The organism is Novosphingobium sp., assembly GCF_049240505.1.
Taxonomy (GTDB): Bacteria; Pseudomonadota; Alphaproteobacteria; order Sphingomonadales; family Sphingomonadaceae; genus Novosphingobium.
In genome coordinates this window covers 1-8,192 of sequence record NZ_JBMLSM010000061.1, presented here as the reverse complement: position 1 = coordinate 8,192, position 8,192 = coordinate 1, and the positions used below count along the sequence as shown (strand labels likewise).

Sequence of the window (8,192 nt, the reverse complement as noted above, 5' to 3'; positions counted from 1 at the left end):
TATTTCGGCCCGATCTTCAAGGGGTACGAATGGACCCGCGAATGGGAAGCCCGCGAAAAGCCCGACGTGGTGATCCTGGTCTATAACGACCACGCATCGGCGTTCGACGCGAACATCATCCCGACCTTCGCAATCGGCTGCGGCGAACACTACAAGAGCGCCGACGAAGGCTGGGGTCCGCGCCCGGTGCCAGACGTGGAAGGCCATGCCGACCTTGCCTGGCACATTGCGCAGAGCCTGATCCTCGACGATTTCGACATGACCATCATCAACGAAATGGACGTGGACCACGGGTTGACCGTGCCGCTGTCGATGATGTTCGGCCAGCCTGAAAAGTGGCCGTGCAAGGTCGTGCCGCTGGCGGTCAACGTGGTGACCTATCCGGTGCCATCGGGCAACCGCTGCTGGGCGCTGGGCGAGGCGATTGCCCGCGCGGTGGAAAGCTTTCCCGAAGACCTGAACGTGCAGATCTGGGGCACCGGCGGTATGAGCCACCAGCTTCAGGGACCGCGCGCGGGCCTGCTGAACCGCGAATGGGACAACAAGTTCCTCGACCTGCTGGAATCGGACAATGACGATGTGCGCCATATCCAGCACATCGAATATCTGCGCGAAACCGGCAGCGAAGGCATCGAAATGGTGATGTGGCTGATCATGCGCGGCGCGCTGGGCAAGAACGTCAAGCGCCTGAACCGCCACTACCACATTCCGTGCAGCAACACCGCGATCGGGCATATCGTGCTCGAACCCGCAGACTGACCAACAGGAGCAATCCCATGCGTATCGCATTGGCCGGGGCTGGCGCCTTCGGTGAAAAGCATCTCGACGGCCTGAAGAACATCGACGGCGTCGAAATCACCTCGATCATCAGCCGCACTGGTGAACAGGCTGCTGCCGTTGCCGCCAAATATGGCGCAAAGCATTCGTCGACCGAACTGGAAGATGCACTGGCGCGCGACGATGTTGACGCGGTGATCCTGTGCACCCCCACGCAGATGCACGCTGCGCAGGCCATCGCCTGCATGAAGGCGGGCAAGCACGTTCAGGTGGAAATCCCCCTGTCCGATAGCTGGGCCGACGCGCAGGAAGTGCTACGGGTGCAGGAAGAAACCGGCAAGGTTTGCATGGTGGGCCACACCCGCCGCTTCAACCCCAGCCACCAGTTCGTTCACAACCGGATCAAGGCAGGCGAATTCAACGTCCAGCAGATGGACGTGCAGACCTACTTCTTCCGCCGCAAGAACATCAACGCCAAGGGCGAAGCGCGTTCGTGGACCGACCACCTGCTGTGGCACCACGCCGCCCACACGGTTGACCTGTTTGCCTATCAGGCGGGCAAGATCGTCAAGGCCAACGCCATCGAAGGTCCGATCCACCCGGAACTGGGCATTGCGATGGACATGTCGATCCAGTTGAAGAGCGAGAGCGGCGCGATCTGCACCCTGTCGCTGTCGTTCAACAACAACGGGCCGCTGGGCACGTTCTTCCGCTATATCGGTGATACCGACACCTATATCGCGCGCTACGACGATCTGGTGAACGGCAAGGAAGAGCCGATCGACGTGTCGAAGGTGGCCGTTTCGATGAACGGCATCGAATTGCAGGACCGCGAATTCATCGCCGCGATCCGCGAAGGCCGTGACCCCAACAGCTCGGTGCAGAAGGTGTTCGACTGCTACCGCGTGCTGGGCGAACTGGAAACGCAACTGGCCAAGGGCTGATTGACCGACAAGGCCCGCCAGAGATGGCGGGCCTTTTTCGTTGAGGGTGGCGCTGATGCCCATCCTGCTGCGTCCGCGCGAAGGCGGGGACCTCGGTGTTGTTACGGAAGGTTTGCGTAAACCGACTGAGGCCCCCGCCTTTGCGGGGGAGCTGTTGTTTCTTCCCTCTCCCATAGGCGGGAGGAGTTTGGACATGGCACGGACCTGCGCAACAAGCAGGCTGGCAAGGAGAGCATGATGGAAGCGCTGATCGCCTATTCGGGGCGCAAGTTCGCCCGCCCGATCTATTACGCCAACGCGCATGAAAGGGATGAGGTGGATATCGCCCCAGTCGCCATGCCGATGCACGATGCGCGGGTGGCGGGCACGACGATTGACCGCGAAGGATTTCAGATCATCGCGCACAAAAGCGCCGTGACCGACTTTGCCGACCGCGAGCAGGTGGCCCGCCTCCACATGGCCGAAATCGAGGAACTGGTGCAGGCGCAGACCGGGGCGGATTTCGTCCATGTCGGCGCGCCGGGGCTGCTGCGCTTTTCGGAAAGGAGCGGCAAGGCCGGAACGCTCAACAATTCGATGCCCGCGCGCTTTGCCCACATCGATATTTCCGACGCGACGGCGAAGGCCTTTGCCGAGCGCGGGGCGAATGGGCGGCCTTTCCGGCGCTGCGCCGCCTACAACGTGTGGCGCGCCATATCCGCGCCGCCGCAGGATGTGCCGCTGGCGTTCTGCGATGCGCGTAGCTTGAACCCTGCCGACCTGATCGAGGCGACGGCGGTGTTCGATGAGCCGGGCAAGCCAGAATGGTCGTTCGAAGGGCTGGTGGTGGCGCACAGCCCGGCACACCGCTGGCACTGGTTCCCCGATATGCGCATTGATGAAGCGGTGCTTTTCAAGACCAACGACAGCGATCCGCAGCGCGCCCATCATGTGCCCCACGTCGCGTTCGATATGCCCGATTGCCCCGCCGACGCGCCGCCGCGCGTCAGCATCGAAATGCGCGCGACAGCCTTTTGGTGGGCTTGATCTGGGCGGCGGATGCGCTACACATATCATAACAAATGATATGGTGAGGGTTTGGTGATGGGCGCGTATCCGCAGACGATCTATTTTACCGGGGCCAATGCACCGGTCGGGCAGGAAGTGGACCTGCGCGGGCTGAAGGTGGAGGGTGATCTGCCAGCAGAAGTGCGCGGCAGCTTCTATCGTGCCGTGCCCGATCCCGCGTTCCCGCCGATGTTCGCAACCGACCATACCCTGTCGGGCGACGGCATGATCAGCCGCCTGTCCTTCAACGACGATGGCACGGCGGACTTCCTGCTCAAGTTCGTTGAAACCGCGCGCTACAAGGCGGAAAAGGCCGCTGGAAAGGCCCTGTTCGGCAAATACCGCAACCCGTTTACCGATGACGCCAGCGTGGCCGATGTGGACCGCACCGTCGCCAACACCACGCCCGTCTGGCACGCGGGCCGGATGCTGATGGCCAAGGAAGATGGCCGCCCCTATCGCGTCGATCCCAAGACGCTGGAAACGCTTGGCTCCTATGATTTCGGCGGCGCGCTGAAATCGGAAACGATGACCGCGCATGTGCGGATCGATGCCGAAACGGGGGAACTGTTCTTCTATGGCTATGAGGCAGACGGGCAGGCCTCGGCCAAGGTGGCCTATTGCATCGTGGCACCGGACGGCACGCTGAAAAGCGAACAGTGGTTCGACGCGCCCTATTGCGCGATGATGCATGATTTCACCATCAGCCAGAACTACGCACTGTTCCCGATCTATCCAACGACGGCCGACCTTGACCGGTTGAAGGCGGGCGGGGAACACTGGCACCATGAGCCGGAACTGGAATCCTGGCTGGGCGTGATGCCGCGCTATGGCGATGTTTCTGAGATCAAGTGGTTCAAGGGGCCGAAAGGCTGCCATTCCTATCACATGATGAATGCATGGGAGGATGCCGGCGGTATGCTCCACTTCGATGCCTGCCTGAACAATACCAACGCCTTCGCCTTCATCCGCGAACCTTCGGGCATCCACATGGGGCCGCAGGACGTGGTGGGCGCACTGACGCGGTGGACGGTCGATCCGCGCAGCGAGGGCGGCGAAGTGGTGGAAGCGATCATCGGGCCGCCGGGTGATTTCCCAGTAATCCCCGCGAAGATGCAGGGGCGCGCCTATAAGACCGGCTGGATGCTGTCGATGAACCCGCAGTTGCAGGGGCCGCCGCTGTTCGCAGGGCCGGTGGGCGTCAGCTTCAACATGCTGCTGCGGCTGGACGGACTGGACACGCCCGCGCCGCAAGTGACGAATGCGCTCGCCCTGCCGCCGATGGCCGGTTTCAACGAGCCGGTCCATGTGCCCGCCGCCGATCCGGCAAAAGACGGCTGGCTGGTGTTCATCGTGGACCAACAGGTGGGCGACAACCAGTTCGTGCATGAAGCATGGGTGGTGGATGCCGGGAACATCGGTGCTGGGGCCGTGGCCAAGGTCCACATCCCCGCACGCCTGCGCCCGCAAGTGCATGGCTGGTGGGTGCCGCAGGCGCAGTTGGATGCAGTTGCCTAGAACAGGTTTGCGCCCCCGCGAAGGCGGGGGCCTCGGTGTTGTTACAGACCGCTTGCGTAAACCGACTGAGGCCCCCGCCTTCGCGGGGGCGCAGGGACTTTCAGCAGGATGAACTGAGATGAGCAGGATTGTCATTACCGGGGCGTCTGGCAACTATGGCCGAGGCGTGACCGACCGCCTGATCGCCCAAGGCCGTGCCGCCGACCTCATCCTGATCACGCGCAAGCCTGAGAAGCTGGCAGACCGCGCCGCACAGGGCTGCACCGTGCGCTATGGCGATTTCGACAAGCCCGAGACGCTCGCTGCTGCCGTGCAGGGCGCCGACAGGATGTTGCTGATCTCAGGCACCCGCGTTGGCGCGCGGGTGGTGCAGCACAAGGCGGCGATCGATGCGGCGGCGGCAGGCGGCGTGAAGCACATCATCTATACCAGCTTCATCGGCATTGACGATCCCGCCAACCCCGCCGAAGTGCGGCACGATCATATCGAAACCGAAGCTCTGATGAAGGCCAGCGGCTGCGCGTGGACCATGCTGCGCGATGCCCACTATGCCGACGCGATGATCCTGATGGCCGGGCCGGGCGTGATGCAAAGCGGCAAGTGGTTCTCCAACGCAGGCCAAGGCCGCGAGGCGATGGTCTGGCGCGATGACTGCATCGAAAGCGCCGTCGCCGTGCTCACTGGCGAGGGCCACGAAAACCGGACCTACAATATCACTGGCCCCGAACTTCAGACCTTCGAAGAGGTTTGCGCGGATCTCGCCGAAGTCACGGGCCGCCCGGTGGAATACGTCCCGCTGGATGACGAAGGCCAGTATGCCATGTTCGACGCAATGGGCATCCCGCGCCGCCCGGTGGACGATTCCGAAGTGAACGGCATCCCGTGGAACAGCGATGATATGGTCACGTTCGGGCAGGCCATCCGCGAGGGGTTTCTGGAACTCTGCACCGATGATGTGGAGCGCCTGACCGGCCGGAAGGCGCGCTCGGTCCGCCAGATGATCGAGGAAAACGCAGAAATGCTGCGGGGGGCATGACCATCTCCCCCTCCTCTTCAGAGGAGGGGGTCGGGGGGGGGTGCTGTTCCAACGCCGCCCCATCCTGAAACCCACCACCCCCAACCCCCTCCTCTGAAGAGGAGGGGGCTTTGAGGGGGCGCAATCATTGATTTCACACCCCCGCATCCCTAGATAACGCTGCGTGGAGACCACGTTCCCGCCCCGAAGTCAGGGTTGGTCAAGACCGGGACGGCCCGGCGGCACAATGGAGGCTGCTATGGCGTGGGTGGTTCTGTTCCTTGCCGGACTTTTCGAGATCGTTTGGGCCTTCGCCATGAAGGCATCCTATGGCTTCACTCGGCCCGTGCCGACGCTGATCATGGCGGTTGCCATGCTGCTCAGCTTCGGCTTGCTGGCGTGGTCGATGCGCGTACTGCCACTTGGCACAGCCTATACGATATGGACCGGGATCGGTGCCGTTGGCGCCTTCATCGTCGGCGTGGCATTCCTTGGTGAACCGCTGGGACCGCTGCGCGCGCTTGCAGCGGTCCTGATCGTCAGCGGTCTGGTGATGATGAAGCTGGCGGCGCCTGCCTGATCGCGATTACAGGTTGGCCTGATACAGCGCCAGCATCCGCGCCCAGGCCTTCTCCGCCTGTGCCTTGTCGTAAACCGGCGCGTCCAGCGTGCACCAGCCGTGCTGCGCGGGATAGACCTCGATCTCGGCAGGCCGACCCGCCGCATCCGCTGCCGCGCGGAATTTCACCTTGTCGTCCGCCGCGCGCTCATCGTCGTTCCTGGCGATAGCGATGAGGTAGGCGGCCTTGGTCCTGGCCAGCAGGTTGTTGGGGCTTTCCGGCGCATCTCCCACAAGGCCACCGCCGTGGAAGGAGGCTGCCGCGCCCACGCGGTCCGGGTTGGCAAAGGCGGTGCGCACGGTGAAGGGCCCGCCCATGCAATAGCCGCACGAACCGATCTTTTTCCTGGTGTCGACCTCGGCCTGCATATCGAGCCATTTCACGAAGGCACCGGCATCGGACACGGTGCCTGCAGGCGTGATTGCGGCGATCATGGGTTTCAGCTTTTCCTGCCCCGGCGGCGTGCGCCATTCCATCAGCGAGGAAAGGATCGGCGCGGGGCTGGAGCGATAGTACTGGTTCACCACCAGCACGGCATAGCCCGCTTCGGCAAGCGTGGTGCCCATCGTCTCGTAGGCATCGCGCAGACCCGCGATATCGGGCCACATGATGACGGCAGCATGCTTGCCCTTGGTGGGATAGACGAAGAACGCATCGGCCTTGCCATCGGGTGTGTCGATGGTCACCGTGCGGTTTGCGGTCTTGCCGTTGGTCGAAGCCGTGGCGCAGCCGGGCAGGGCGGCAAGCGCGGCGGCACCGGCACCAACGCTGGCAAAGGCACGGCGGCTGAACCAGAGGGCGTTTTCCTGTTCGGTGATTTCGTCGCACATGGGGCACTCTCCGCTTGAACCGTCCGCGCGGCACGATAGCGGGGCGATGGATGGCTGCAAGCGCCTTGCGGTGCAATACCTGCCCCACAACTGCGCCCCCGCGAAGGCGGGGGCCTCAGTCGGTTTACGCCGTCTTTCCGTAACACCACCGAGGCCCCCGCCTGCGCGGGGGAGCAACATTTTTTGGTGAAGGCGATGGTCTGATCAGGTCAGGTCATCCAGCCTTATCACTTGCCCGGCTTCCGCTGCCTTCATAGCCTCGCGCCGCAGCCGTTCGATGTGCAAACGCTCCGGCGGCGCTTCCTCCTGTGGCAGAGCGACCACCGACTTCTCATAGATCTCGCGGAAGTCATCCTGAAATTCCGGGTGTGTCAGGATCAGGCCATCGTTGCGGGCCATGCCGCGAAACACCTTCTGGCCCACTTCATACGGGTCCATGCCCGCTTCAAAAGCGCTGCCGAACTGTTCCAGCTCGTTGCGGTCGGCGGGGGCGAAGCCGCTTTGCGCAAAGTCGTCTGGCCGCTTCAATGCCGAATCCCACGCATTCGTGCGCGTCAGCGCGGGGCAGCACAGCGAACAACCGATGTCGTGCGGGGCAAGGTTATAGCGCAGCGACTCGGTCAGCCCGCGCACCGCGAACTTGCTGGCGGTGTAAATGCCCGCTTGCGGCCCCGGCAGAAACGCGGCCATCGAGGCCACGTTCACCACATGGCGCAGCCCGCTGGCCGCCTTGATCTTCGGCAGGAAGCTGACCACGCCATTGACCACACCGCCGAAGTTCACGCCCATGATCCAGTCGTAATCGGCATAGCTGGCCTCGTCGGTCGGGCCGAACACGCTGACGCCTGCGTTGTTCACCAGCACATGCACCGCGCCGAAATGCGATTCGACCTGCTCTGCCGCATCGGCAAAGGCCGCGCGGTCGGTCACGTCCAGCTTTATGAACAGCGGTGCTTCGCGGCCATTGCTGGCGAACCATTCGGCGGTCTGTGCGCGGTGATCCTCGTTGCGATAGCTCAGCGCCAATCGCAGCCCGGCGTCGCTCAGCGCCTGCGCCACGCCCAGCCCGATTCCGGTAACGCCACCGGTGACAAAGGCCACCTGTCCTTTCCAGCTCATCATTTTTCCTCTCGCAATCGTTCTGACAATTGTTAGTGTTACATACAAACAAAGTAATTGGGAGAGTCGAAATGAGCAGCCCAGAGTCCTCTACAGAATCCCGTCTGGCCGCGCTGGAAGCCCGCGTGACCGAGCTTGAAGACCTGAACGCGATTCGCCGCCTGCAATGGGCCTATGGTTATTACATCGACTATAACCGGCCCGAAGAAGTGGCTGGCCTGTTCGCCAGGGACGGCGCGGTCGTTTTCCTTTCGGGCGAATACGTCGGTTACGAAGGCGTGATGCGGCTTTACGGAACGTGGTTCCAGAACCTGTTCACCGG

9 protein-coding genes are annotated in these 8,192 nt (G+C 63.0%); 7 read left to right on the top strand and 2 right to left on the bottom strand.

Features of this window, described 5'->3' with window-relative positions:
* From ACOVQ0_RS05195 to ACOVQ0_RS05170, 6 genes are all read left to right on the top strand, one after another.
* On the top strand, nt 1-759 hold a 759-nt coding region (locus tag ACOVQ0_RS05195), incomplete at its 5' end, for a class III extradiol dioxygenase subunit beta (RefSeq protein ID WP_421881045.1).
* A gap of 17 nt (nt 760-776) precedes the next feature.
* Nucleotides 777-1,721, top strand: a complete 945-nt coding sequence (locus ACOVQ0_RS05190; RefSeq protein ID WP_421881042.1) for a Gfo/Idh/MocA family oxidoreductase — start codon at nt 777-779, stop codon at nt 1,719-1,721.
* A 234-nt stretch (nt 1,722-1,955) separates the two neighbouring features.
* On the top strand, nt 1,956-2,747 hold the full coding sequence (locus ACOVQ0_RS05185) for a CmcJ/NvfI family oxidoreductase (RefSeq protein ID WP_421881039.1): 792 nt from the start codon (nt 1,956-1,958) through the stop codon (nt 2,745-2,747).
* Between the two features lie 57 nt (nt 2,748-2,804).
* Entirely contained in the window at nt 2,805-4,286 is a 1,482-nt protein-coding gene (locus ACOVQ0_RS05180) for a carotenoid oxygenase family protein (protein ID WP_421881036.1), read from the top strand.
* Nucleotides 4,287-4,404: 118 nt separating this feature from the next.
* Entirely contained in the window at nt 4,405-5,322 is a 918-nt protein-coding gene (locus tag ACOVQ0_RS05175) for an SDR family oxidoreductase (protein WP_421881033.1), read from the top strand.
* A gap of 238 nt (nt 5,323-5,560) precedes the next feature.
* Nucleotides 5,561-5,881, top strand: a complete 321-nt coding sequence (locus ACOVQ0_RS05170) for a DMT family transporter (RefSeq protein ID WP_421881030.1) — start codon at nt 5,561-5,563, stop codon at nt 5,879-5,881.
* A gap of 6 nt (nt 5,882-5,887) precedes the next feature.
* Here the strand turns inward: ACOVQ0_RS05170 and ACOVQ0_RS05165 are convergent, their stop codons facing one another.
* The gene (locus ACOVQ0_RS05165) at nt 5,888-6,751 is read right to left on the bottom strand and encodes a dienelactone hydrolase family protein (RefSeq protein WP_421881027.1); all 864 of its coding nucleotides are present in this window, start codon (nt 6,749-6,751) and stop codon (nt 5,888-5,890) included.
* Between the two features lie 204 nt (nt 6,752-6,955).
* On the bottom strand, nt 6,956-7,873 hold the full coding sequence (locus ACOVQ0_RS05160; protein ID WP_421881024.1) for an SDR family NAD(P)-dependent oxidoreductase: 918 nt from the start codon (nt 7,871-7,873) through the stop codon (nt 6,956-6,958).
* Nucleotides 7,874-7,941: 68 nt separating this feature from the next.
* Between ACOVQ0_RS05160 and ACOVQ0_RS05155 the strand changes: the two genes are divergently transcribed.
* A partial coding sequence (locus ACOVQ0_RS05155) for a nuclear transport factor 2 family protein (RefSeq protein WP_421881021.1) occupies nt 7,942-8,192 on the top strand: 251 nt, incomplete at its 3' end.

Bases quoted from the DNA above. Each gene is read 5' to 3' on its own strand.
- ACOVQ0_RS05190 (WP_421881042.1), top strand. From the start codon at position 777: ATGCGTATCGCATTGGCCGGGGCTGGCGCCTTCGGTGAAAAGCATCTC.
- ACOVQ0_RS05185 (WP_421881039.1), top strand. From the start codon at position 1,956: ATGATGGAAGCGCTGATCGCCTATTCGGGGCGCAAGTTCGCCCGCCCG.
- ACOVQ0_RS05180 (WP_421881036.1), top strand. From the start codon at position 2,805: ATGGGCGCGTATCCGCAGACGATCTATTTTACCGGGGCCAATGCACCG.
- ACOVQ0_RS05175 (WP_421881033.1), top strand. From the start codon at position 4,405: ATGAGCAGGATTGTCATTACCGGGGCGTCTGGCAACTATGGCCGAGGC.
- ACOVQ0_RS05170 (WP_421881030.1), top strand. From the start codon at position 5,561: ATGGCGTGGGTGGTTCTGTTCCTTGCCGGACTTTTCGAGATCGTTTGG.
- ACOVQ0_RS05165 (WP_421881027.1), bottom strand. From the start codon at position 6,751: ATGTGCGACGAAATCACCGAACAGGAAAACGCCCTCTGGTTCAGCCGC.
- ACOVQ0_RS05160 (WP_421881024.1), bottom strand. From the start codon at position 7,873: ATGATGAGCTGGAAAGGACAGGTGGCCTTTGTCACCGGTGGCGTTACC.